Raw genomic sequence first — 24,867 nt, forward strand, 5'->3', positions numbered from 1 at the left:
CGAAATTTTGGGTAAGTGTGAGGGCGCTTTTTATTCTAAGGGTTCAAAATCTGGCTGAGAGGTTCACGGCTGGGGCTGTTTTTGGGGTTGTTCAGACCATCAAAATAGGTGACTTGAGTTGGATAAGCAAACTCAATCTCCCTGGCTTCAAAGGCGGATTTTAGTTGATAGTTAATCCGCTGTTGAATATCCATATACATGGCATAATCACTGCTGAGAACGTAGTAAACAATCTCAAAGTCTAGGCTAAAGTCTCCGAAACTTGAGAAGTGCGCCCGGTCAAATAGGGTGTTTTCTATGGGTTCGATAATCTCTCGAATGAGGGCAGGAATTTGTTGTAGTTTCTCCTGGGGGGTTTCATAGATGACACCAATTTTAAACAGTATCCGCCGCCTTTCCATGCGTTTATAGTTATGAATACGAGAGGCGGTGAGGCTGGTATTAGGAACTACTACTTGTTCGCCACTTATGCTTTTAATGCGGGTGGTTTTAATTCCCACATAATCGATGCTTCCCGCCATGTCCCCCACTACGATAAAATCTCCGATTTCAAAAGGGCGATCGAACAGGATGGAGAAATAACTAAATAGGTCTTGTAGGACTCCCTGGGAGGCTAAAGCAATGGCTACACCCCCAATTCCTAAACCCGCTACCACGGCGGAAATATTGAAGCCGAGGTTATCTAGCACAAAGATAATTCCTAATCCCCAGGCGGCGGTGCGAATGGCTGGCAATAGGGCATTTAGGGCGCGGTCTACGGTTTCGATTTCTCGACGATTTAACCAGTATAACCGCATAGCATATTCAGCGAGGGATACCACCAGCCTTACACCTAAAAAGGTGGAGAAAATTAAGGCGATCGCATTAATTAAATTTGCGAAAATTGGGTGCAATGATAAGTTAGTGATTGCCACATAAAATATACCCACATAACCCAGGGGGATTAGGGCTCTATCCCCAATTTTCACCAAGGCATCATCTAACCGACTATTGGTTTTGACCGCCCAGAGTTTTAACCGCCTCAAAATCATTTGTTCGATGACTCTGATAGCTAAAATACCCAACACAATAATCACAAAAGCGATTAAATAATCAGATAGGGTATTTGTCAATAATTCATATTGTAAAATTTCTAAACTATCCATCATCAATTTTTCAACTGTTAACTGTCAATAGATCCCAAAATACTGGGGACTTGTTCTGGTGTAACGTGATCATACCAGACTTGCTCCGGTAAAACCAAAACCATCGGCCCATTACCACAGGACCCCAGACAGCCGCTAGGAGTAATGACCCCGACGTAAAAATTGGCAGCCTGAAAAGCCTGTAAAACCTTGGCTGCGCCTTGTTTACGACAGGTGCGATTATGACATATTATGATTTGGATAGAGTTAGATACAGACATTAGAGCGAAAAAAGTCCTGATAGTTTAAAATTGGGTAGCAGAAAGGGTTGAATCTGCACGAGTGTTAAAGTGTTGAGGCAAAAATCACAGCAACCACGGCAAATTTCCTATCAACCAGGGTTTCTTGGTTTAATGGCTTGTGCCATGTATTTTAACCTGTGTACGTTATCATCACCCGCCCAAGCCCAGATTAGACCAGATGGAACTCTACCCCAAAATAGTATAGTCACCCCCCAAGGCAATATTATCAACATCGAAGGTGGAACCCAAGCGGGAAATAACCTCTTTCATAGCTTCGGGGAATTTTCCCTTAGCACTGGTAGCGTCGCCCTATTCAACAATAGCCTAGATATTCAGAACATTATCAGCCGAGTAACGGGGGGAATGCCATCAAATATTGATGGTCTGATACAAGCCAACGGAGTCGCCAACCTATTTCTCCTCAACCCCAACGGTATCATTTTCGGTCCTAACGCCCAACTTAACATCGGTGGTTCCTTCCTCGCCAGTACCGCAGACCGCCTCATTTTTAACGATGGAACCCAGTTAAGCACCCAACCACAGTCCCCCCCTCTGCTATCTATTAACACCCCCATAGGGCTGCAATTAAACGGGGCTGGGTCAACAATTACGAACCGTTCCCAAGCGGTAGGTATCGGACTGGAAGGCGAACCGAGTCCCACAGGTTTACAAGTGCAACCCGGACAGGCTATTACGCTAGTGGGGGGACAAATTAACCTAGAAGGGGGTCATCTTAGCGCCTTTGGGGGTAATATCGAACTGGCAGCTATGAGAGGGGGAATTTGGCAACTACAAGCGGGAGTCGCTGCTAACCAACCCACACAGCGGGGAGATATACAACTAACTCGCAGCAGTAGTGTCACGACTAGCGGCTTGGGGGGAGGAGACATTAGACTATTTGGGAGAAACATCAACCTGACAGGTAACTCTCGGCTGGCTGCAGATACGTTTGGGGAGTTAAACGGTGGGGGTATCACTATTAATGCTAATCAAGTTAATCTCAATGGGGGGGCGGTTATTTCGGCTGCGACTTTTGGAGAAGGTGATAGTGGTGGCGTTAACATCAATGCTAACGAGTCGGTTAATTTGAGGGGAAACCAGCCTTCACAAGTGATTAACCAAATTATTGATGGTACTTTTAACCCGCTGGAAGTTAGCGGCGGTGTGTTTACGTTTAGCGCTAATGTGGGAAAGGCTGGAGATGTTAATATCATCACGCCTAACCTTAATCTTGATTATGGCGCGAGTGTGGTGACTGCTACTTTTGTGGCTGGACCTGGGGGGGATATTAATATTAGGGCTGATAGGGTGGGAGTCCTAGAAGGGTCTCTGTTGCTGACGGGGACTAATGGTTTGGGAGATGCGGGAAATTTAGATATAATAAGCGATCGCCTACAGGTTATCAATGATGGCTTTATTGCTACGAGTCCCGGTGAAGATGGCAGCGGTAGGGGTGGCAATTTGACAGTGAGAGCCAATACGGTAGAATTGAGGGGGGTATCGCCGGGGGTGGCATTACCGGGAGGTTTATTTGCTGCTACCTTGGGTTCTGGTGATGCGGGAGATATTACCATTAACGCCGGGGAATTATTCGTGGGAGACGGAACCCAGATATCTACCTCCGCCACGGGTGCGGGAAAAGGTGGTAACTTAACGGTCAACGCGGACACCATAGAGTTAGTCGGACTCTCTCCTGATGGTCGGTTTCTCAGCGGGTTACTCACTTCCTCCGCTTTGCTAACGGTCCAAGGACTACCGGGAACTTCTCCCGCCGGAGATTTAAACATAACCGCCAGACGCATTGTAGTCCGAGACGGCGCACAAATTTCCTCTGCTACAGGTAGCGAAGGACGGGCTGGGGAATTGAATATCCGCGCCTCTGAGTCCGTGGAGGTGATTGGGGTGGGTGTGGGAGTAGATCCCTCTGTGGAATCAGTATCCTTTGGAGTGATTGGCGATGGTATCGTCCCCAGTGCTATTGAGTCTAACACAAGTGGAGAAGGCGCAGCCGGAGATTTACAAATTGTAACCGATCGCCTAGTAGTCCGAGATGGTGCGGAAATTGGGGTGCGGGGAACCGGGGAAGGTGCGGCTGGGAATTTGAATATTCAAGCTGGGTCGATTTTGTTGGATAATCAAGGGACTCTATCGGCGGCGACAGCAGCGGGAAGCGGCGGAAATATCTCTCTGGTGACACCGCGTTTGGAAATGTTTAGAGAGTCTCGCATTACTACTAATGCTGGTAGTGCTGATGGGGGTAATATTAGCATTATTACTGATAATTTAATTGCCCTGGAAAATAGCGATATTACTGCTAATGCTCAACAGGGGAGAGGTGGCCGAGTTGCTATTGAAGCTAGGGGCATTTTTGGCACGGCTTTTCGCGATCGCGAAACTCCTGCTAGTGATATTACTGCTACCAGTGAATTGGGGGCTGAGTTTAGCGGGACTGTGGAAATTACTAGCCCGGAAATTGACCCCAATTCTGGTTTGGTGACTCTTCCTACTGATGTTATTGATCCGTCCACATTGGTAGTGGTGGGCTGTTCTCCCTATGCGGGGAGTGAGTTTGTGGTGACGGGTCGCGGCGGTTTGCCTCCTGCGCCTAGTGATGCTTTTACGGGGGATGCGGTATTAGTTAATTGGATTGATGCTGTGGTGTCCGAAAATCCACCAAGGGCGATTAATCCTAATCATAGATATCAGGTAAATTCGGATAGTAAAACGCCGGTATATGTGGAGGCTCAAGGGTTGGTCTTGGGGGCTGATGGTCGGGTGCAATTGGTGGCTAACCCGCCCCAAATTACGCCTTATCCTTTAGGGTTACCAGCCTGTGGGAGGTGACTATGAGAAAACCCGGATTTCCCCCTAACTCTCAGTTAATCTCTACCCGCCGCCAATGGGGGGAGTTTCTGTTGGGAATATGGGAAAAAATTGCTGGTTTAATTGGAGTATATAAAGGGGTAACTATTCGGTGGCTATTTATCCTCGGAATTTGTCTAGCATTACTACCAGCGATCGCCCAAGAATTACCGCCGAATTTAATCCAACAGGGACGAGATTTATATGAAGTCCAAAGGTTTAGGGAAGCGGCTAGGGTCCTGGAGTCGGCGGCGGCGGAATTTGCCGATCGCCATGATCAAGTTAATATGGCGATCGCTTTAAGTAATTTAGCCCTAGTGTATCAAGAGTTAGGTCAACTCCCCGAAGCGGAATTAGTTATCTCGGAAGCGATCGCTAAATTAGAGAGTCAAAAACCACCCCCAAAATCCATACTTGCTGATACCCTAAATATTGCCGGACAAATTCAATTAGCCCAAGGAAAACCCCAAGCCGCCTTTGATACCTGGAAACGCACGGAAACCATTTATCAACAGCTAGGAAATATCCCCGGACAATACCGCAGCCTAATCAATCAGAGTCAAGCCCTACAAGCCCTAGGACTATATCGCCAGGCTTTAAATACCCTGGAAAGATTGGCGGATCGTTTGGGGGAGGCTACGGACTCTCCCTTAAAAGTTGCCAGCCTCCACAGTTTGGGAAATACCCTGCTAATGCTGGGAGACTTAGATAGATCTCGCGCAGTATTAGAAACCGCCCTTAACCTCGCCCAGGAGTTAAACTTATCAGCCACAGAAGCCAGAATTTGGCTGAATTTAGGTAATACCGCCCGCAGCCAAGGGGACTTTGAGTATGCTTTAGCAGCTTATCAAAAGGCGGCAGCATTGACGGCTAATCATACTACTAAACTGCCAGCTAATTTAAACCTCCTCCGACTGTTAGTAGATTATCAACAGTGGGGGGAGGCGGTGGAATTATGGCAAAAGTTTAGGGGTCAGGAGTCTTTGTTAAACGATGCTTCTCTACCCGCGAGAGTGGGAATTCAGGGGCGAATTAATTTGGCGGAAAGCCTGATCCGCCTACAAAATGCACCGATAATTAATCAGGAGTTGTCCCGAAAAGAGGCGATCGCACTACTGGAGGAGGCTATTGAAGAGGCGATCGCCTTAGAAGACTCCAGATCCCAAGCCTACGCCCTGGGACTATTAGGGGGAATTTATGAACAGACTCAACAATGGAGTAAGGCGCAAACGTTAACCCAGAGGGGTCTATTTATCGCTCAAAGCATCAATGCACCGGATATAGGCTACCGATGGCAGTGGCAGCTAGGAAGGCTGCTGAAGGCGCAATCAAGGACCGCTGAAGCGATCGCTACCTATAAAATAGCCGTGCAAACTTTGGAATCTTTACGCACAGACCTGGTAGCCATCAATACGGACGTGCAGAACTCCTTTCGTGATAGTGTAGAGCCAGTCTATCGAGAATTGGTGAGTTTAATCTTACGACCAGATCCGGTGACGGGTACAGTTTCCCAGGAGAATCTTCGCACAGCGAGGGAATTAATGGAATCCCTGCAACTGGCGGAACTTGACAACTTTTTCCGGGAGGCTTGTTTAGATAGCAGTCCGGAACAAATTGATGGTATTGACCCTCACTCAGCGGTACTTTACCCGATTATACTGAGCGATCGCCTAGAGGTGATTTTATCAGTACCCGGTCAGCCTTTGCGTAACTATGCTACCCCTATTGACCAGCAGCAGCTAGAGGAAACTGTGCAGAAAATGCAGCAGTCCCTACGTCCGATATTTTCCACTGCTGAACGGTGGCGGCTGTCTCAACAGGTTTATAATTGGCTAATTCGTCCAGCGGAAGCAGACCTAGCGCAATCAGACATTAGTACCCTAGTATTTGTCTTGGATGGTTCCCTGCGAAATATACCCATGGCAGCCCTTCACGACGGACAGCAATATCTACTGGAAAAATATAATATTGCCCTCACCCCAGGCTTGCAACTGTTAGAAGCGCGATCGCTAAATCGCCGCCACCTGAAAACCCTAGCCGTGGGTTTAAGTGAAGCCCGCCAAGGATTCGATCCTCTGCCAGCCGTTGAGATAGAACTGGAGATGATCAACTCCAGTATACCATCTAGGGTGCTGCTCAATCAGCAATTCACCCGCCCCCAGGTGGAAGATAATTTATCCCTGAGACCCCCCTCAAATATTTTGCACTTAGCTACCCACGGTCAGTTTAGTTCACAAGCAGAAGAGACTTTTCTGCTAACCTGGGATGATCGGATTAATGTTAAGGACCTAGACCAATTGCTGCGTAATACGGCTGAGGGAAACCCGATTGAATTATTAGTCCTCAGTGCGTGTGAAACGGCTACAGGCGATCGCCAGGCGGCTTTAGGACTTGCAGGAGTTGCAGTGCGATCGGGTGCGCGCAGCACATTAGCCACCCTCTGGCAAGTTAATGACCTATCAACCGCCATTCTCATGGCTGAGTTTTACCGAGTCCTAACTAGCTCCAATATAGGCAAAGCCGAGGCTCTACGTCAAGCCCAATTATCCCTACTCCAGGAACCGAGATATCGAGATCCCTACTATTGGGCGGCGTTTGTTTTAATCGGTAATTGGCTGTAAGCCACCCGGTTTCTCTGGTAGACTACCCATACTGAATCACCAAAATTAACTTTAGATAAGGTTCCCTCTTTCTACCCCTCGCAGAAACCAAGTTTTTTTGACCCCCCACTGGTTAATTTGAAGGCGATCGCCTTTTTTTCCCCAACTTAATCAATGCGATCGCCAAGAGTACCCCTAACCCAGCACAGGCGAAACTCAGCAAGACAGCAATAGTAAAAGGATGCACATTATCACCTCGATTATCTGACCAGGGAAAGGTCATTTTCTCCTGAAAAATTAACGCCGAAGTCGAAGCTACAATCGCCCCCACCCCAATACCCCAGCCAGCGATTTGGATTTGATGTTCCAAAAGGCGATCGCGCTCCGCTTGGTCAATTTCCACCAAACCGCGAATCGTGTTAATTGCCGTATCTAACAGCCGTTCCCCTTGCTGAAGATACACCAAATCGGCTCGAATTTGTCCCTGAAACGTCCCAAAAATATGACTTGCCTGATTCCGCCAACCCGTTAAATCACCTTGACTTTTCACCTCCATTCGCCTCAAAGTATCCAGATAATTTTGCCGATTAATCTCAATCGTATTCTCGAACATTACCAAACTCCGCATTCGTTGGGAATAGCGCAACGATAAATCCAACAAATTCTTAATTTCCTGCTTTAATGACCTTAACTCTTCCTCCGATAAATCCGGCGGAACATTCGTCGCAATATTAGGCGGAAATGTCCGAATGGTCTCCTCTATCGTTTCAATATCCTGATTAGCCTTAGTATGTTCCCCCCGACTATCTAAGTAATTTTGGCAAATCTTGCGTTCATAACAAAACAACTCCGGTAAAGACCACTGAACCGCATTGAGTTTCTCCTTACTCTCTTCTGAAAAAATCAGCAAAATCAAAATCTGTCCGTAGGAATGGCGATTATAAACATCCTGATACTCATACAGAAATCCCCCTAAAAACTCTCGACAAGCTAAGAAGGGCGGCGCTGTTGCTAGAGAGTCAATTCCTAACAGTTTTTGTAAGAGTTCATCTGCCAAGGGTTTACCCTTCTCCAGAGTCGCTGGGGGAGAGTCGATAAAACCACTAAACAGAATCGTTGTCCCCCAAAATGCTTGCTTGAGATGGGTTTGCAGGGGTTTGTCTAGGGTTGCCGAGGTTCCCGTAAAAAATGACTCAGGGGGTCTTAATTCCACAATATCTGAGAATCTCACCCCATCTTTTCCCCGTTTCTGGGGATGGAGTAAATGCAATAAAAAACTATAGCTATCATTGATATATTGAGGGTAGAAGCAACCGCGATATTTTGACGGTAAATCAACTCGTTGAATGCCAATTTTGCCCGGATTTTTGATGATTTGAAAAAATGGACTATTGGCAGCCGTTAATTTTTCAAAATCCGACCGAAATAGATGGTCATGGATGACATCTTCTAGGGTAAATCTGCTCAGATGATTGTCTAAATTAATTATGACTTTGAGAAGAGTTATTCTCTGTTGACCCCACCATACAAAGACCTGAATTTTCTCAATATCCGGAAGCCAACTCTCAAGAATTGACAAAATTGCCAAAGGGGATAAAATGTCTTTCTTTAAGTTCTTAATAAGCGAATCCACCAGCCCATAATCCGCCAAAAACTGCAAATAATAGGCAATCATTGACCTTAAATTGATATCCCGATCCGGTTCATTGAGTCCTGTGGTTTTCAGGAGTTTTAAATGATAGGTAAACAATCGAACTTCTGGGGCATAAATAACCTTGTCTCTCATGAGGATTGCTGCTCATGTTGCCCTTGAGCTTGGGTAATAATTTTATCCACAAATCTAATCGATAAGTTAGTCATTCTCAGGATTGGCATTTCGGTTTCGTCCTCATCCGGGTCTTCCTCCACAAATCTAATCGATAAGTTAGTCATTCTCGGGATTTGCGTTCCGGTTTTGTCCTCATCCGGGTCTTCGTACTCATCAATGGCATCACTTTGGACGGGTCGGAGAGCCTGTAAAATTGAACTATATTGATGTTTTTGACACCAGTTCGTAATCCCTCGGGCTATGCTTCTCACATCATCATTAGCTTGAGCGAGGCTGGCTTTCAGTTCGCCTAAAGTTTCCCAAGCCTTGGGGGGAATAATCGCACTCTCTGGTTTTTGGCTTTCTCGATGGAGAAGCAGTAAAAAAGCCCGCACAATTCGTTCATTTTCAGCATTGGGCATCGTCCGACCTCATCATGGCTTAACTCTCCTCCATTATAAGGCGATCGCGGTAAAATCTGACCCATAACCGGCTTCCCCGAAAAGGGGGTCATCAAATAAGCGCAAACGGTCTTTCACCGCTTCCATTCCTTCCTCCGTCGCCTTCTGGTCATATTTCAGCCAGTCCAGAACACCAGAACTTAATCTCTACTTTCCGGTAATGTCCGTTGGACTTGAGCCAATTTTAACCTGAGAACTCTTTGCTTATTATGCAAGGTTAAGATTAATTCATGGTGCGAGACGTTTAGGAGTCAAATAAGGCTGCAATGCCTGAAATAACCTCCTAGTGGGACTTTCACCCCTTGGTGAAATATAAGGGACTCGTACCCTGACCATCCCATAACTGTTTATATGTCCCAACGTTTGGTATAGAAATATACAAAACAAGGCAGGGAACTCAAGGTCAAAACGCCCAACTGGAAATATTAATGATTCCTTAACAATTGCGTTGAGAGTAACGGCGATAGCCACCCCCAGTTTTGGGAATCATAACCCCAGGATTGAAGCGGGGAACGGAAGGCGTGAAGTAGAACCTACTACCAAATGCGACCACTGCCAACCATCCATGATTAGGGAAACCGAATGTCCGGCTTGAACCATCGTAATGATTTAGCAGCGAAACAGGTTGATACGCTGCGTTCAAAAGAGCAAGGGGAAAAGTAGGGTAATCATGACATCACCTACACAGACTTTTAAAAGTACCCCGGTGGAGAGGACAAATCTAAAGATGGAATGCCCGTATAAACGGAACGTTTAAACCCCTTTTAGGCTCTCAAGTGGCAGGATGTACCTGCGGAGTAGTGAAAGTGTAAGCGTATACCTTTAAGGGGAAAGGATGTGACTGAAAGCCAATGCCTAACTGTAATGGTTAGGATATGCCCACTAGTCACGGTGTGGATATAGAGACTGCGACAATTAGGAGTGTTTACGACGAAAGCGAGTTTAAACACTACGATGTTGTATTTAGCTCCAAAAGTTGAAATCACAAAAGCAGGGAGTCGTTACCCTGTTCCCGATGTCAAAAGGGGTATCCACATCAGGAGCCGTGTGATGTGAAAGTATCAAGCACGGTTTTGAATTGGAGTTGGGGAAGGCGACTTCCCTTTCGACCATAACCTTTTCTGGATAGCGCCACTCCACATAATCAATGAAGTCATCGATTGTACAAGTTTTTTGGGTTCCTCCATTCCATTGATGAAAATCCTCATGTAGTCTTTTGTCAATTGTTAAAATGTTATCTGGATCGGCGCTGAGAAAATGATAAGCATTTTTGTCATAAAGATGATGACCAACCACTTCAATTCGTTGGTTATACTTATCTCTAACAGCACCCGTCACCTGACAAGTTTTTTTATCTCTATTTTTGGCAAAGTTCATAGCTTGGTCAATCTGTTTTGGCTCTGGAGAAGGTGCGATCGCCAGAAATTCTAATACAGGAGGAGCCACTTCACTCACCCGTTTACAATAAGCACGCCTCTCTTCGGAGCGCAATTTTAAGGACAATTCTATACTAAGTTTTTCTAAGCCAGACAAAGAGAAGAATCTCATGCCGTCATAATCTTCAAAGTCTATATTCATTCTCATGGGAAAATCAGACCTTTGAATATCTCTAAACGCCTGCTCTAACCGGGAGGAAGTGGTTATAAATATCCGCACTACATCTTCTCGACTAAGCCAGTGACGTTTATTTCTGGAAACTAAAGAAGAACTATTTTCATACAGCGCCCTACGAATCTTGGCATCTATTTGATTGACGCTGTATCTATCTAGTAATGCAATAACTCTTTTGAGGGAAAGTTGAGTGGCATCGCCTATTAAATCCAGATAGCTGGCAATAGCCAAAGCTCCTTCCCGAGAAAATATCCGAATCGGTTGTTGCTTAGTTACATAATTTTGGACCACAAAATGTAACCATTCTTTGAGTCGAATACTTTCATCGGTCGATGCCTGTAAAAAATCAACTATTTCGTCTAAACCTTGTTGGGTTAGCTCTAAAGCCTCAGCCAGCTTGATTTCTTCAATATAGAAAACTTCTTTATCAAAAGGCATTTTCAAAATCCAGCAATTATACTTTTGTACATATTTTCCACTTGCTCAAAAATTGCTCGATCGCCCGTCACCAAATTGTCAGGGTGATAAATTTTTGATAATTGATAATAGGCCATTTTGACATCATTCTTGGTAGCGGTTTTGGGATCTAGTCCAAATACCTGCCAGGGTTTAAAGTATTTAAAGATATCAATTCCATTAATACAACCATATCCTTCCTGGCTTTGCTCATTGGGAAGAATACCTACAAACTTTCGATAGAGGGTTTCCCAGGTTGGTTTTAAGCGGAAGTCTAATGAGTCCATGCCATCAGTCGCCATTCTGAAAGCACCAGATTTTTTCAACTCTGATGTATCCTTCACGCCAAACCGCTCATAAATAGCTTGTTTGAGATCATGAGTTTTCAGCGAATGAGCTTTATTGCTTGACTTTTGCTTTGATATCTCAAGAACGAAATAGGCAAACTGTTCCAAAAGTTTGGAGTCAACTTGCCTAACTTGAGCAAGACGATCTATCTCAGTCTTTACTTCTGGATCTAGAACTACCTGGGGCATGGGAGTACCACCACAACTTTATCTTATGAATTAGACCCAATCCGGTTGGAAAAAGTCGATTTTATGGATTAGCCCGCGCAGGCGGGCTTCGTCTGTGTAGCCCCACCCTTTAGGGTGCGGGTTTTTATAGAGTTTAACAACTTTATTTTATTAATTATACCAAGACATTCATGCTAAGTCAAGGGAAGTTCTGCGGGCAAAAAGGGTTCGTATTCTGCGGGTGTTATCTCCCTGTGGGATGGCTGCATTACCCCTGCCCTAAAACCGCCCCACCTGCTGCACCAACGGAGGGTCTAACTTCATCAGGGCTAAATTGTCCCCCATTATAAACCCGTTGCCGTAAACGCGGACCAATAACAAGCGTCTGCAAAGGGAGGGTCATCAAATAAACTCAAACGGTCTTCCACCGCTTCCACTTCTTCCTCCGTCGCCTTCTGCTCATGTTCAAGCCAGTGGAGAACATCATCACAAGATACCCCCCGCAACCAAGTTTGAGCCGCTTGCAACGCCACAGCCACCGAGGGATAGTCTGGTAAAATTTGATAGAGGCGCAGAGTCACCAGAGTCGCCGCCAGTTCATCCACATTCCAGAGACTGGCGACCACCGTTCGAGCTCCGGCGTAGAAAAAAGCACTGGATAATCCCACATAGTCATCTGTACTGGAGGTTTCCACCAACCCAGTTTTGCAAGCCGAAAGCACCAGCAGGCGACAGAGGGGAATATTAAGACCGTTGAAAATATCCAGAAACGTCAGCTTGTCCCCATTCGCCAGTCTCAGATAGGCGTTGAGGGGGTTGCGCTGGTCAAACTCACCGTGACAGCCAAAGTGGACCGCGTGACTCTGCTCAAGGAAGGTTTGGGTGTGGGGTTGGGTTAAATTATCCAGGATAGCTTCGTCGCGACGCAAGACTTGATGGGGGCTGAATTGGCGACGCAACAGTTCCACCCCCCACTCCGCATAGTCCAGGTCTTCCGTCGGGTTTTGAATCGCGAAGAAGGGGACCGTTTCCCCGTTGAGGGGGGGACGCTGCTGGAGATTGTTGAGAATTTGACAACTGGGGGCATATTGGACCGGGAACCAGTCTTGCAGGGGTTTTCCCTCACTCCCAGAAAGCGAGGGGAGAGAGACGGGGAGAGCGTGGAGGGGGATGAGGTGCAGTTCCCGGTGGGGAATCAGGATGAGGTGTTGAATCTCGGATAATTCAGCCAGAATGCGGGGGACTTGGAGGGCACTGCTGAGGGTTTCCAGGCGTTGGGGGAGTTGGTCATTCCAGGTGGGTTTTCCGTAGTCGCTGCGGTAGTCGAGGATGGCTTGGTCGAGGTGTTGGCGCTGTGCGGCGCTGAAGTGGTGGGGGGTAATCTGGATTTGCTCGTCTCGGCGACGGGTGACGAGGAAGAGGTAAAACCCGGAGTCGGCATCCCTGGGGAGATACCACTCGATCAGGGCGGTTTGGGGTTGGAGGAGGCGGCGCAAGTCCGGGAGTTGGGGGGGGACTTGTTGGGTGAGGGTAAAGTTGGGGTCGTCGAGTTCCGTGAGCAGGTCTTGGAATTGCTGGTTAGCGGCTTGGAGTTGTTGGCGGATCAGGGTTTCGGGTGAGGGTTGGTTGGGGTGCTTCTCCGTAGCGGGGGTGAGGGTGTCGCTGGGGGTGAAGGCGAGTTGTTGTTGGTAGATGGCGATTTGACGGCGCAGGTCGCTGATGCGTTGTTTTTGTGCGTCCGTGGCGTTTTTGGGGTAGAGGTGGGCGCTGTCGAGGAGTTCGATCAGGGTGCGGGATTTACTGCGTTCGACGGTGAGCAAGGCTTGGGCGTAGTCTTGGTGGTTGATGCAGGCTTGCACCATTTTTTGATAGATATCGAGGGAGTTGGCGATGAGTTCCCGTTTGGTGGCTTCGGAGGTCGCCCAGTAGCGGCTTTGTTCGATGGCTAGGATGGCTTGGTTGTAGCCTTCGATCGCGATTTCCCAGTTTTGCAGATCATAACTCAGGTCGCCGAGGTTGCGTCCGGTTCCAAGGCAGTTGATCGGAAAGGAAGAAGGAGTATAGATTTGTAAGGCGGCTCGGTAACAGATCGTAGCAGCTTCGACTTTATCTATTTCCACATAGGCATTGGCCAAGTTATTTTGAGTCGTTGCCCATTCATAGGGAAATGCCTTATGGTTATAGATGTCTAATGCAGATTCAAAAGCAGCTATTGCCTGTTCTAGATTACTCACCTTTTTTCCCTGAATGCGGTCACAATAGGCGTTGCCTAAATTATTTTGAGTTTGTGCCCATTCGTAAGGAAAGGAGGTACGGGTACGAACTGCTAATGCCGCTGTATAGAAAGCGATTGCCTGTTCTAAGCTGTCCGCTTGATCTTCGCCCATCAAGTTACTGTAAGCAAGCCCCAAGTTATTTTGAATCAATGCCCAATATTCGGGAAAGGCTTCACGAGTATGGACTGCTAATGCTGCTTTATAGGCAACAATAGCCTGCTCAAGATTGTTCGCACGCTCTCCTTTAATGCGGTCGGAGTAGGCTGCCCCCAAACCAATTTGAGCAATTGCCCATTTTTCAGGAAGGGCAGTAGGGGTATAAATTTCTAAAGCGGATTGAAAAGCGGCAATAGCATATTCTAAGTTATCTGATCGCTCTCCTTTAATCCGGTAATAGTAGGCACTACCCAAGTTATTTTGAGTCATTGCCCAATCTTCAGGAAAAGAAGTAAAATTATAAACATCTAAGGCAGATTGAAAGGCGGCAATAGCATATTCTAAGTTATTCGCTCCTTCTCCTTTTATGCGGTTTCTATAGGCAAGCCCCAGATTATTTTGGGTCGTCGCCCAATCGGTTGAATAGTCTTCACGGGTAAGTATTTCTAATGCCGCATGATAAGCAATAATAGCCTGTTCTAGGTTGTCTATTCGCTCTCCTCTGATCCGGTCACGATAGGCATTCCCCAAGTTATTTTGAGTCAATGCCCAATCTTTTGGAAATGATTCACGAGTATGGACTACTAATGCCGCTTTATAGGCCACAATAGCCTGTTCAAGATTGTTCGCACGCTCTCCTTTAATGCGGTCGGAGTAGGCAGTCCCTAGATTGTTTTGAAGTATTGCCCATATTTCTTGGTGTCTCTCTTGTGTGAAAACAGTTAAGCTAATTTCATAGCCTATAATTCCAATTTCCAGATTATCCGCTCGACTTCCCAAGGGAAACTGCTGAATTAAATTAGCAAATTCACCAATGATTGCGGCAAATTTAATCATTTGATTGTTTTGATGTTTTTTCAAAACTTGACTCGCCAATATTGGCAAAATATCATACAGATTTCCATCCAATTTATCGAGGTTATGTTGCAGCAGCGGATAAACCACCGTGGGATTGCCCTGACTATCTTGAGTAGCTTGCAATACGTCTATTAAAAAGTTGAAATAGTCTTCCGGCGTGGGGGAACTTCGGATTTCCATGAATTCATCCCCATCTTCATATGAATTGAGATATTCCTCCACCTCTTGCACCACATCCCGTAAAAATGCCGCCGTACTCTCCTCCCCCTCCTCCTGCAACTGTTCCGCCAGCACCCCGCACACTCGCACAAACCCTTCATCCACCAACTCCAGATGATCGTCGAGGATTTGCACTTCTTGCCCACTGGGACAGTCGAGGAGTTGTTTAATCAGGGATAGATAAGCCTGCACTCTTTGTTCATCCATAGCCACACACCGGGTAGGAGATACCACCCCGATTTTACACCATCCCCGCGACTGAGAAACCGGGTTTCTTTGTTAAATTTTGGTGAAGAAACAGAGATGCTGCTAGAAACCCGGTTTCTTTTCCCACACATCCCAGAAACCCGGTTACGTTCATCCCCTCCCTTTTCCCCCTTACCCTACCAAAGTAGTACAATCAAAGAAATCCCCAAGTTGAGGTCACTGATGAGTCCCCTCCTAGAAAAAGTCTTAGCAGAAGTCACCCAACGCGATCGCCAAGAGCAGTTGCAATTGGTTTCCTACTTAATTACCCAGTGGCAACAACAGCCGAACCTATTTGTAGACAAAAAAATCAGCCGTAAAAAATTATTTGGTTGTATGCGGGGCCAAATAAAGATTGCAGAAGACTTTGGCGCACCCCTCAATGATTTTGCTGAGTATATGGAATGAAATTATTATTAGACACACCTATCTTTATTTGGCGGATAGACGGCAACCCAAATCTTAGCCAAACGGCAAGGCAAGCCATTGAGGATGAAAGCAACACTTTGCATCTAAGTATTGTTCGGAGTTATTTCCTACTGTTAGGCTAAAAATTAGCAAATAACTTCTGTATCCCTGGCCAGGTAAATCTTATGAATAACCCCAAAATTAATTGGGCGGGGAGAATGAAATAGCCCTCACCCTTGACTGCTCATTTTTCCCCTCAATTATCAATTATCAATTCATTTAAAGCCTCTTGAATCACCTGCTCACTTACCCCGCGCCGCTTCAACCCCTCAATAAAACTTAAAACAGGTGGCTGGCGACTTTCCAGATGGTATAAAATGTCCTGATAAGGTGATGGTAACTCAATCGGATGATGTTGTTCTTCATAGACTTCGATTAGGGCTGTCAGAACCTCAAGCCTATCCCCATCATCCGTATTTATAGGCGCATCAAATAACCGTTCAACCTCTGCTAAAGCTTCACGATAATCCGCCTCAGTTTTAATGGGTTTTAATTTCATGGGTTTCACCTCTTTAAATCGTGGTTGCATCAATATTATCATAGTCCTTATGAGTACCAATAAAGCGAATAAAGACAATCCCCAAATCATAACGAACATGAACAATTATCCGGTAATTATTCCCTCTTATATTAAAAACCACCCGATTATTGGGAAGAATACTGGCATTACCATAAATCGCTTTAATATCTGCTGGGCTTGTCCAGTTCATGCTACGGACATCCTGAAACCAAGCCTTTAATGGTTGTTCAGCATCGGCGTGTAACTGCCAAAACTCTCGTAATGTACTGCGAGCAATAATCCTCACAACAACGTTTTCCCTCAATCATTAATCATCAATTGCAACGCAATAGCTCAGGATAGCACCCCCATTTTACACCATCCCCGCGACTGAGAAACCGGGTTTCTTTGTTAAATTTTTGTGAAGAAACAGAGATGCTGCTAGAAACCCGGTTTCTTTTCCCGCCTGCCATCCCCTTGTGACTTGAGACTAATCGGCATCCTTAAATCAACTCCGATAGACATCCCGACGATGCCTCACGCGCACAATCCGAACCACCCCAGCCGCCGACTTCTTAAACCGGACAGCATACCCTTCATTTGCGATTCGCTTCTGCCTGGATGTCTTGTTTTAACTCCTCCCAAGACACCTCCTCCTCCTGCTCACGAGCATGAGCCACCAACACATCATAGAAATCTTCCCATAACTCACCCCACTCAGCCAAATCAATTAATACCGCCTGTTTTTCTCCGGTTTCATTCACCACAAATTGAATTCCTTTCATGACTATTTTTCCTCATAAATTAACCCGGTCAGCGAAATCAATCAATTGCCTAATATCCATGGTGATTTTCTGGGTCACAATAGAGATTTTATTTGGGTTTCACACCATGACGGAGATAGTCCCCCCTCCCAGACAAGTCCATCCTATTGGCACAGGTAACGAGTTCTTGAATCCGCGAGAGATAAGACTGCGATCGCTTTTCATCCATCGCCACACACGGGGTAGAGAATACCATCCCCATTTTACCCGATCCGCCGTCAACTTTCCTGCCTAGCCCTTGCTACAATGAGAAAGTGAATCATCTTCTCAACCTACGACCTGAATCATGACTCGCAAAATCAGCCTCGAAATTCCCGATGATTTGAGCCAACGCCTAGAAGCTAAAGCCAAAATTATCAATCTCTCTGTGGAAGCAATGGTCCTGAAATCATTAGAGGATTTAGCCACACAACCTGACGATCCAATTGCCCCACTCCTAGGTACATTAAGCTACGAACGGGATGATATCGCCTCTCGCCACGATGACTATATTGGGGAGGGGATTGCTTCGCAGGAGTTGTCTAGTGAGAAATAGTACATTTGTTGATACTTCTGGCTGGGCTAACTTGTTTATCAAGACTGAACCCTACCACCTCCAGGCATTACAATGGTTTACTCAAGCCAGAGAAAAAGATTATTTGATGGTTACAAGCAACTATATTGTTCTTGAGCTTGTGGCATTGTTCAATAGTCCTCTCAGAGTTTCTCGCCCCCAAATTTTCCAATATATCGATGCCATTCAATCTGCTGCTTATCTGCAAATAATTCGGGTTGATCAGCAGATTGAAAGTGCAGCCTGGGAACTTTTGAAAAAACGGGTAGACAAAAACTGGTCACTGGTTGATGCCACTTCGTTTATCATTATGGATCAATTAAAAATCCCAAACGCCCTAACTAGCGATCATCATTTTGAGCAAGCTGGTTTTATTCGTCTCCTGAGTTCCTGATGCTATATTAGCGACTTCCTCCCCACCCGGACAGTTGAGCAGTTCTTGAATCCGCGAGAGATAAGACTGCGATCGCTTTTCATCCATAGCCACACACCGGGTAGAGAATACCATCAACATTTTACCCCATCCCCGCCACTGAGAAACCCGATTTCTTTCTTAAATATTTGTGAAGCTACCGAGATGCTGCTAGAAACCCGGTTTCTTTTCCCACCCACAGACCCTCAAACCTCAATTTATTAATTCACCGGAGTAGTTTTGTCTTTTTGCCAAAGAAAGTCAAGGTATTCTTATAGTTGTTTTTGTCGGGGTCCTGACAGGTTGCGAAATTTACTTAAAATGGCTTACTCTGTCAAATAGTCACTTAGGAGCATAATCTGTGATGCGGTCACTTCAATGGTAATTTGAGGAACATCAAACCCTTCTAAACTATAGCCATCTTCTTGGGAATCTGGGTTATGATAATGTTCAACAATGGTGGCAGTATCGCCCCGTTTTAGGTGATATTGGGGCAAGTCTTCAGTCAGCGCCACTTGATAAAATAGAGGATATTGAGGTTTCATTTATTTTCTCCTTTGTCAGGGACTAGAGTTACAAATCGGGTTTCATTATTAGTGACCATCCATATTGTTAATATTTTCAGTTTAATGCCATTTTGACCTCGCAATTAGGTAACGAGTTCTTGAAATCCGCGAGAGATAAGACTGCGATCGCTTTTCATCCATAGCCACACACGGGGTAGGGTATACCATCACCATTTTACACCACAATCCAGAAACCGGGTTGCTTCCACCGACTCATTTTTCACAAAACTTGTCCCAGAAACCGGATCGTTAACACCCATTTATAAACGCCACCTCAAGTTTTTCCCTGCTCAAAATCCCGAATTTTGTCATATAAACTATCCACTGTTTCATCCGCAAAGGTATCATCTTTAATCAACAAATAATCGCCTGACCCCAGTTGACAAGCCACAACAAATCTAGCAAATTTGACAGGTTCCATGTGAGCGGATAGGATTTTTAGCGCCTCTTCGATAACTTGTCGTTCTTTTGGTAAATTAACCTTCATAATCAACCTCCGTGATCAAATAGGTGGGATTCAGAACTGGTAAATCTAGGGCTTGGCAGCGATTAATCAGACGTTTATCGCAGGTGATAAAATAATCACTCCCAGATGCTTCCGCGCTGGCAATATGTAAAGCATCTAAAGACTTAACACCCATCTCTTCCAGTGCTTTTGCTCGAAGGCGAATCTCAGGTGTCAGTTTCTGATAGGTCTTGGACAAACTAAGCCAGATCTTGACAGCATTGGCACGGTCAAGACGAGAGTTGCGACTATTTTCATAGTCTAAAACACTGGAACTGACCAGAGCAATTTTCTGACTTTCAATCAGGGTTAGAATTAGAAGAAACGCCTGGGTTTCTAAAAAGATTTTGACCTGTGATTGATCGTCAAAGGGACGATTTAAAACGCTTGTGTCTAGGTAAATACGCATACCAGACATCTATCTCCAGTCAAGGATTGGTGGGCAAGTTTAGAGTCTCAGTTTCTACTGACGACTGAGTGTTCCTACACACCCTAGTATTTTAGTCCCTGCCCTGAACGTTGAGGCGTTCTTGAATCCGCGAGAGATAAGACTGCGATCGCCGTTCATCCATCGCCACCCACCGGGTAGGGGATACCATCACCATTTTACCCCAAAGAAACCGGGTTTCTGGGGGTGGGGGAATGTCACAGTCATATATTAATCTGGGATGTGGCGATCGCATCCGAGTTATAGGTATTCTTAGGCATTCAGATCCTGATGAGATTTGACCAATATCAGGGTTAGCTATTAGATAAATTTAAGGGATTTTATTAACCCGGTTTATTGGATTATTCGGCATCAATTCCCTCCCACATTTTTTCTAGGGGAATTCTTCTTCCGGCTTGAGCATCTTGCAAGGCTCGGATTAAACTGGCTTGAATTTCCTCAACCGGAGTATCGTCAGCATCCAATTCATCTTCATCAGATATCAAAACGATAACTTTGACCCGAATATCAGGTTTAACTTCTAAAGGTTCATCTAGCAAAATGTGACCCTGATGATTGACTTTTCCCAATACCTCAAATGCCTTCATTGTCTTACCTCAAAATATGTCATACCAATGCTACCTGGGCAAAAGTAACCCAACATTTTTATGTCTGTTATGATTTGATTTTAGCACATTTATCACTCACAAATACGGTTCCGTTCTCTCCTTTTCCCTCCCCACCCTCCCCAAAACTCAGTCAAGTCTGAAACCGGGTTTCTGGGGGTGGGGGAATGTCACAGTCATATATTAATCTGGGATGTGGCGATCGCATCCGAGTTATAGGTATTCTTAGGCATTCAGATCCTGATGAGATTTGACCAATATCAGGATTAGCTATTAGATAAATTTAAGGGATTTTGGCTGATGCTGGTGGGGGAGTAATTCCCCATTGGTTTAGGCGTTTATCTATATTTTGGAGGATGGTAAAATCTCCGGCGGGGAGGGGATGACTGGAACTGCCTAAATAACCATTGGGCGGCGCTTCCTGGGATTCTAGGAAGCTGAAAGCCTGCCGAAAAGCCGGGGGAGTGGCTGTTATCGGTGCGTCAAAATGGCAGGGAATAATCCGGTTAAAATTCCACTCGCCAACACGATCCGCCCAGGCGAGGGTCAGTTGTGGCGAACGATTCAAGATCAGGGTTTGCAGAATGGGAGCCACTAATATATTGCCGTCTCTTCGGAGGGTGTTAAAGGCTTCTTCCCAGCCCGATCGCCACTGGAAGGGAAATAAACCAAAATAGGCTTTTCGAGAGCGATCGCTTGCTTTTAAAGCATCACTGAGAGCTTGTTTGAATGGCACTGGCTCTAATGTATCTGGTTGGAAATACAGGGAAAATAGGGTGATTCGCTGCCATCCTTTTTCGCGGGTGGTCGGGTGATCTGCCACGGTTTGAAAGGCATTATCTCGCGCGTGGAATAACAGAGGATAGGCATCTATTTCCACTATGGCTGGGGGTTGTTCTGGAATAGAAATTATGGTATCTGTCAGTAATAAAGTTTGCGATCGCCAATGGAAAAATGCCACTTCCTCAAAGGTTCCTAATCCCAAATTAATCGGGCCTAAAATCGCATAACTAAACTCGCGGTAAAACGGAGTTTCAGAACAATCTGCTGGTAAAATATGGGTACGTTTCGGCGGTAAACCTAACCAACTCAAGGGTAATTTGAACGGATAACTCCATTGATCTGGAGCCACAAAAACCTGAGCTTTCGGAAACTTCCGCGCAAAGGGACCGACAAACACTTTATGCTCAAGACCGGAGGTGGTGGGGAGGATAATATAGCGCACCTCTCCATATTCAGCTACTAACTCATTCACCAGTCTAATACATTCAGGAGTAGGAGCCACAGGAGCATAAACTAATAATCCCCCCATATCCAACCGAATGACGGTCATGCGAATGGGAACCACCACATACAGAATACCTTGGACCTGTTCAAAAGTCCAAATGCGATCGCTGACTACTTCCCGGCGAATAGTCCGACGCTGACTAAATGGGTAGAGGGGGACTAAGGGCCACCATGGCCAACGCCAGTCTGAAGAGTGACTGAGGGGGTTAGGGTGTTCCGGTTGACTTTCCACTGGTATTACGGTTCATAGCACTTATTAGAGGTTATCAGAAACCTGGTTTCTAGGGGAAAATTAGATAATACTCAATCATGATAACTAAGCGATCGCCCTACCAATGTCCACAGCCGCCGATATCCTTATCCTCTCCAACGGTCCGGGAGAACTAACTACCTGGGTGCGACCAGTCCTAGAAGCTATTAGATCTCAAAATAGCCATCTGGATCTGAGAACCTCCCTGATTCTATCACCTTGTCCTAACGCTACCGGTAAGGAAGTAGAAATCGGGCGATCGCTTTTAGCCATTGACCGCATTCAGGGTTCCCAACACTTCTGGAAATTTTTACTCTCAGGAAAAACCGCCCAAAATTGGGATTGGCGAGAAAAGGGTTTAGTCTTATTTTTGGGCGGCGACCAAGCCTTTACCCCGATTATTGCCCGCCGCCTGGCATATCAAAGTATAGTTTACGCAGAATGGGATATCCGTTGGTGGCGATGGATTGACAAATTTGCCGTCATGAAACCCGAAACCATTAGCCGTATACCTCACTTATACGCCTCAAAATGCACTGTTATAGGCGACTTGATGGCTGATGTGACTTCCCCCCCAACCCAGGAGCCAATCAAGCCTTACTCGCTGCTACAGCCACCTCTGACGGAACTTATCGCTCTGCTTCCTGGCTCGAAAATGGCTAAACTGGTTCAGGGTGTGCCTTTGACTTTGGCGATCGCTCAATATATCCACCAGCGCCGCCCTCAAACTCAATTTATCATTCCTGTCGCTCCCACCGTCGAGGTCTCTACCATTGCACAACTGGCTAATCCTGAATATAACCCCATCCTTAGTTATTTCCCCGGTGTGGCGGCGGATCTTCAACAGATAGGTGATCAATTTATCCTACAAACCAAAACTGGCTTAAACGTGAGTCTGTATACTCAAAACCCCGCTTATCCCCTACTTTCCCGCTGCTGTTTCGCTGTCACTACCGTGGGGGCTAATACTGCGGAATTGGGTGCTTTAGCTATACCTATGGTGGTTTTGCTTCCTAGTTATCAACTTGATGCTATGCGTGCGTGGGATGGTATCCCAGGGATTTTAGCCAATTTACCTGGTGTTGGTGGCTTCCTGGCTAAGGGAATTAACAGCGTAGCACTATCGTATATACAACGCACTGGTAAATTATTGGCTTGGCCGAATATTTGGGCCGGAGCCGAAATAGTCCCGGAATTTTTGGGGAGGCTACAACCAGAATTTATTGGCGATCGTATTTTGGAATATTTGCAAAACCCCCACCGTCTCCAAACTATTCGCGATCGCTTGCGACAAGTCCGGGGACAACCTGGAGCCTCTCAAAAATTGGCTAATATGGTACTTGAAATGTTGTCACAATAGTTGGTAAATTGGGATAAATTAGTATCTATATCAGCAACAGGAGATAGGTTAATATGGGATATGCCATTGACGTTAATCAGGATAATTTTCAGGCAGAAGTTATTGATAAATCTTGGGAAAAATTGGTGATGGTCGATTTTTTTGCCACCTGGTGCGGCCCTTGTCAAATCATGAAACCCATACTAGAGCGACTGACCACCGAATACGATTTTATCTTAGCCAAGGTCGATGTAGATCATAATCCTGAATTGGCTAGTCAATATGGTATTGAGGGGGTTCCTGATGTTCGTATGGTTACCAAAGCAGAGGTTAAACCTGGTTTTGTGGGGGCGATCGCTGAACCGCAACTGCGGCAATTATTGGCGGGTTTTAACCTTAAATCAGAGTTAGAAAATGGATTGTCGGCTATTGATAATGCTACTAATTCCGGTAATCTCAAACAAGCTAAAAATTTGTTTGATTTTTTGTTTGAGAAATATCCCAATCATCCCGAACTAATTATTAAAGCTGCTCAGTTTCTGATTTCCGTTAATGAAATTGAAGCCGCCCAAAAAATGTTGGCAACTATTAGACCCGATAACCGAGAGTTTCATGCTAAGGCGCGTGCTGTCGAAAAATTGATTGAATTTCGAGCCGCTGCTGAAAACCCTGGAGAAACCGAAATAGAACAGCTTTATGCTCAAGCCTGCCAGCATATCATTAATGAGGAATATGACGCGGGTCTTTCATTATTTCTAAAGATTGTCGGCATTAGTCGTAAATATCGCGAAGATGGCGCTAGAAAAGCTATGATCGCAGTGTTTGACCTTCTCGGACCAGATCATCCACTTATCCCTCAGTATCGTAAGCAGCTTATGCTACAATTGTATTGATGGTGCTGGATAGGCTATCAACAGTTAAAGCAGTCAGGGTGCCCAAAAACAGCCAAATAGTGAGGAGTAGTAATTAATTGATTCACGGGTGAGGTGGTAACTGGTTAGGCAGCTATCCTAAATTGTTAATAATTACCTTCGTGATGATCTATGAATAAAACACTAGCTATTCTGGGAGAATTGAGCGATCGTGACCTGGACTGGATTATTGCTAATGGTCAGCAACAGCAACTTGAGTCTGGCATGGTTTTAATTACAGAAGGTCAGCTAATTGAAGCCCTTTATATCGTTCTTGATGGTACATTGGTGGCATCAGTAGCCGCCTTGGGAAATCGAGAAGTGGCTACACTCGGTATAGGAGAAGTTATCGGAGAAATGTCTTTTGTTGATGGTCGTATGCCTTCAGCAACAGTTAGCGCCAAAGAACCTTGTTTAGTCTTATCGGTTCCTCGTCAAAAATTATCAGAAAAATTGGAGTGGGATGCTTTGTTTTCTCTGAGATTTTATCGAGCAGTAAGTAAGTTTTTGTCCTATCGTCTCCGAAATACTGTGACCCAGTTTGGTCAACAAAAACCATTACCTTCTGAAACTAATAGTTCTACCACAGAAATTGAGCAATCTCTCGATGAGGACGGATATCGGTTTCGGGAAATTATACAACGTCTGCGAGGTGAATATGTAGTGCCAACCTAAACGGGATGCCTAAGATCCATGGAGAAACTTGG

General features: G+C 45.6%; 26 protein-coding genes. 9 read left to right on the plus strand and 17 right to left on the minus strand.

What is annotated here, in order from left to right:
- Positions 1 to 35 precede the first annotated feature (35 nt).
- Entirely contained in the window at positions 36 to 1,148 is a 1,113-nt protein-coding gene (locus tag NLZ44_RS15450; RefSeq protein ID WP_493750367.1) for a mechanosensitive ion channel family protein, read from the minus strand.
- Positions 1,149 to 1,162: 14 nt separating this feature from the next.
- Positions 1,163 to 1,405, minus strand: coding sequence for a (2Fe-2S) ferredoxin domain-containing protein (locus tag NLZ44_RS15455; protein WP_493750368.1), 243 nt, complete (start codon positions 1,403 to 1,405; stop codon positions 1,163 to 1,165).
- Positions 1,406 to 1,474: 69 nt separating this feature from the next.
- Between NLZ44_RS15455 and NLZ44_RS15460 the strand changes: the two genes are divergently transcribed.
- On the plus strand, positions 1,475 to 4,270 hold the full coding sequence (locus tag NLZ44_RS15460; protein WP_493750369.1) for a two-partner secretion domain-containing protein: 2,796 nt from the start codon (positions 1,475 to 1,477) through the stop codon (positions 4,268 to 4,270).
- 2 nt (positions 4,271 to 4,272) lie between these two features.
- The gene (locus tag NLZ44_RS15465; RefSeq protein WP_493750370.1) at positions 4,273 to 6,909 is read left to right on the plus strand and encodes a CHAT domain-containing protein; all 2,637 of its coding nucleotides are present in this window, start codon (positions 4,273 to 4,275) and stop codon (positions 6,907 to 6,909) included.
- A 112-nt stretch (positions 6,910 to 7,021) separates the two neighbouring features.
- On the opposite strand, the gene NLZ44_RS15470 is transcribed toward NLZ44_RS15465, so the two are convergent.
- The 5 genes from NLZ44_RS15470 to NLZ44_RS15490 form a co-directional block, all read right to left on the minus strand.
- Positions 7,022 to 8,674 carry a hypothetical protein gene (locus NLZ44_RS15470; RefSeq protein ID WP_493750371.1) on the minus strand — a complete coding sequence of 551 codons (1,653 nt, stop codon included), beginning with the start codon at positions 8,672 to 8,674 and terminating at the stop codon, positions 7,022 to 7,024.
- Positions 8,671 to 9,117, minus strand: a complete 447-nt coding sequence (locus NLZ44_RS15475; protein ID WP_493750372.1) for a hypothetical protein — start codon at positions 9,115 to 9,117, stop codon at positions 8,671 to 8,673. The genes NLZ44_RS15470 and NLZ44_RS15475 overlap by 4 nt, the downstream gene beginning before the upstream one ends.
- Positions 9,118 to 10,119: 1,002 nt before the next feature.
- Positions 10,120 to 11,205, minus strand: coding sequence for a hypothetical protein (locus NLZ44_RS15480; protein ID WP_493750373.1), 1,086 nt, complete (start codon positions 11,203 to 11,205; stop codon positions 10,120 to 10,122).
- Positions 11,206 to 11,207: 2 nt separating this feature from the next.
- On the minus strand, positions 11,208 to 11,678 hold the full coding sequence (locus tag NLZ44_RS15485) for a J domain-containing protein (protein WP_493750374.1): 471 nt from the start codon (positions 11,676 to 11,678) through the stop codon (positions 11,208 to 11,210).
- A 404-nt stretch (positions 11,679 to 12,082) separates the two neighbouring features.
- The gene (locus tag NLZ44_RS15490) at positions 12,083 to 15,454 is read right to left on the minus strand and encodes a CHAT domain-containing protein (RefSeq protein ID WP_493750375.1); all 3,372 of its coding nucleotides are present in this window, start codon (positions 15,452 to 15,454) and stop codon (positions 12,083 to 12,085) included.
- Positions 15,455 to 15,523: 69 nt separating this feature from the next.
- Between NLZ44_RS15490 and NLZ44_RS15495 the strand changes: the two genes are divergently transcribed.
- Entirely contained in the window at positions 15,524 to 15,901 is a 378-nt protein-coding gene (locus tag NLZ44_RS15495) for a hypothetical protein (protein ID WP_493750376.1), read from the plus strand.
- Complete coding sequence (locus NLZ44_RS15500; RefSeq protein ID WP_493750377.1) at positions 15,898 to 16,044, plus strand: hypothetical protein; 147 nt, start codon at positions 15,898 to 15,900, stop codon at positions 16,042 to 16,044. Before NLZ44_RS15495 ends, NLZ44_RS15500 begins: the two co-directional genes overlap by 4 nt.
- Positions 16,045 to 16,157: 113 nt before the next feature.
- Here the strand turns inward: NLZ44_RS15500 and NLZ44_RS15505 are convergent, their stop codons facing one another.
- The 4 genes from NLZ44_RS15505 to NLZ44_RS15520 all read right to left on the minus strand — a co-directional run bounded on the left by NLZ44_RS15505 (position 16,158) and on the right by NLZ44_RS15520 (position 17,480).
- A complete protein-coding gene (locus NLZ44_RS15505) occupies positions 16,158 to 16,460 on the minus strand; it encodes a helix-turn-helix domain-containing protein (protein ID WP_493750378.1) in 303 nt (100 codons plus the stop codon).
- 13 nt (positions 16,461 to 16,473) lie between these two features.
- A complete protein-coding gene (locus tag NLZ44_RS15510; RefSeq protein ID WP_493750379.1) occupies positions 16,474 to 16,767 on the minus strand; it encodes a type II toxin-antitoxin system HigB family toxin in 294 nt (97 codons plus the stop codon).
- Positions 16,768 to 17,056: 289 nt separating this feature from the next.
- On the minus strand, positions 17,057 to 17,245 hold the full coding sequence (locus tag NLZ44_RS15515; protein ID WP_493750380.1) for a hypothetical protein: 189 nt from the start codon (positions 17,243 to 17,245) through the stop codon (positions 17,057 to 17,059).
- 88 nt (positions 17,246 to 17,333) lie between these two features.
- Positions 17,334 to 17,480, minus strand: coding sequence for a hypothetical protein (locus NLZ44_RS15520; protein ID WP_493750381.1), 147 nt, complete (start codon positions 17,478 to 17,480; stop codon positions 17,334 to 17,336).
- Between the two features lie 90 nt (positions 17,481 to 17,570).
- Between NLZ44_RS15520 and NLZ44_RS15525 the strand changes: the two genes are divergently transcribed.
- Together NLZ44_RS15525 and NLZ44_RS15530 are read left to right on the plus strand one after the other, a co-directional pair.
- Entirely contained in the window at positions 17,571 to 17,819 is a 249-nt protein-coding gene (locus tag NLZ44_RS15525) for a hypothetical protein (RefSeq protein ID WP_493750382.1), read from the plus strand.
- The gene (locus tag NLZ44_RS15530) at positions 17,809 to 18,231 is read left to right on the plus strand and encodes a type II toxin-antitoxin system VapC family toxin (protein WP_493750383.1); all 423 of its coding nucleotides are present in this window, start codon (positions 17,809 to 17,811) and stop codon (positions 18,229 to 18,231) included. The genes NLZ44_RS15525 and NLZ44_RS15530 overlap by 11 nt, the downstream gene beginning before the upstream one ends.
- Here NLZ44_RS15530 and NLZ44_RS15535 read toward each other — a convergent pair.
- The 6 genes from NLZ44_RS15535 to NLZ44_RS15560 all read right to left on the minus strand — a co-directional run bounded on the left by NLZ44_RS15535 (position 18,175) and on the right by NLZ44_RS15560 (position 21,892).
- Positions 18,175 to 18,345 (minus strand): hypothetical protein, encoded by a 171-nt coding sequence (locus tag NLZ44_RS15535; RefSeq protein ID WP_493750384.1) that lies wholly within the window; start codon positions 18,343 to 18,345, stop codon positions 18,175 to 18,177. The genes NLZ44_RS15530 and NLZ44_RS15535 overlap by 57 nt on opposite strands.
- A gap of 230 nt (positions 18,346 to 18,575) precedes the next feature.
- Positions 18,576 to 18,794 carry a DUF4926 domain-containing protein gene (locus NLZ44_RS15540; RefSeq protein WP_493750385.1) on the minus strand — a complete coding sequence of 73 codons (219 nt, stop codon included), beginning with the start codon at positions 18,792 to 18,794 and terminating at the stop codon, positions 18,576 to 18,578.
- A 295-nt stretch (positions 18,795 to 19,089) separates the two neighbouring features.
- A complete protein-coding gene (locus tag NLZ44_RS15545) occupies positions 19,090 to 19,302 on the minus strand; it encodes a hypothetical protein (RefSeq protein WP_493750386.1) in 213 nt (70 codons plus the stop codon).
- Positions 19,292 to 19,738 carry a PIN domain-containing protein gene (locus tag NLZ44_RS15550; RefSeq protein WP_493750387.1) on the minus strand — a complete coding sequence of 149 codons (447 nt, stop codon included), beginning with the start codon at positions 19,736 to 19,738 and terminating at the stop codon, positions 19,292 to 19,294. The genes NLZ44_RS15545 and NLZ44_RS15550 overlap by 11 nt, the downstream gene beginning before the upstream one ends.
- Before the next feature lie 371 nt (positions 19,739 to 20,109).
- On the minus strand, positions 20,110 to 20,355 hold the full coding sequence (locus NLZ44_RS15555) for a type II toxin-antitoxin system RelN family antitoxin (protein WP_493750388.1): 246 nt from the start codon (positions 20,353 to 20,355) through the stop codon (positions 20,110 to 20,112).
- A 301-nt stretch (positions 20,356 to 20,656) separates the two neighbouring features.
- Positions 20,657 to 21,892 (minus strand): DUF4336 domain-containing protein, encoded by a 1,236-nt coding sequence (locus NLZ44_RS15560; protein WP_493750389.1) that lies wholly within the window; start codon positions 21,890 to 21,892, stop codon positions 20,657 to 20,659.
- Positions 21,893 to 21,995: 103 nt separating this feature from the next.
- Between NLZ44_RS15560 and NLZ44_RS15565 the strand changes: the two genes are divergently transcribed.
- The 3 genes from NLZ44_RS15565 (at position 21,996) to NLZ44_RS15575 (ending at position 24,835) form a co-directional block, all read left to right on the plus strand.
- A complete protein-coding gene (locus NLZ44_RS15565; protein WP_493750390.1) occupies positions 21,996 to 23,270 on the plus strand; it encodes a glycosyltransferase family protein in 1,275 nt (424 codons plus the stop codon).
- 53 nt (positions 23,271 to 23,323) lie between these two features.
- Positions 23,324 to 24,142 carry a tetratricopeptide repeat protein gene (locus tag NLZ44_RS15570; RefSeq protein ID WP_315638574.1) on the plus strand — a complete coding sequence of 273 codons (819 nt, stop codon included), beginning with the start codon at positions 23,324 to 23,326 and terminating at the stop codon, positions 24,140 to 24,142.
- A gap of 150 nt (positions 24,143 to 24,292) precedes the next feature.
- Positions 24,293 to 24,835 carry a cyclic nucleotide-binding domain-containing protein gene (locus NLZ44_RS15575; protein ID WP_315638575.1) on the plus strand — a complete coding sequence of 181 codons (543 nt, stop codon included), beginning with the start codon at positions 24,293 to 24,295 and terminating at the stop codon, positions 24,833 to 24,835.
- Positions 24,836 to 24,867: the final 32 nt, after the last annotated feature.

The organism is Arthrospira sp. PCC 9901 (assembly GCF_059013425.1).